Origin of the sequence: Brevibacillus sp. SIMBA_040 (assembly GCF_046535075.1) — a bacterium.
Classification (GTDB): domain Bacteria; phylum Bacillota; class Bacilli; order Brevibacillales; family Brevibacillaceae; genus Brevibacillus.
Genome location: NZ_JAWRXI010000202.1, coordinates 1 through 268 on the forward strand (window position 1 = coordinate 1; position 268 = coordinate 268).

Genomic DNA, 268 nt, shown 5'->3' on the forward strand with positions numbered 1-268 from the left:
GCCATTTAATTACGATTTACTTGGGTTCAATTTTTAAAACTTTCACTTCGACAACCTTCGTCTCGCTTTGATTATAGGTTTGCTTTAACGAAACTCTTATTTTATCGAACTCTGGAGTAGGGAAATTCATCAATTCAGAAAGATTGTGAAATCCAAAAGCTTTAGCCAACAATGCAATGTGGCGTGTAGAATATTTGTGACGTTGCGTGTACGATTCTACGTTTCCAACAAATGATTTTGCCAACCCCATCTTAAGACTCAGCTCTTC

General features: G+C 36.9%; 1 protein-coding gene. It reads right to left on the minus strand.

The genetic code is table 11. The annotated features are described in order from the left end of the window. Positions 1–16: 16 nt before the first annotated feature. Positions 17–268: hypothetical protein (locus SB752_RS32555; RefSeq protein WP_410719520.1), on the minus strand; the 252-nt coding region annotated here is incomplete at its 5' end.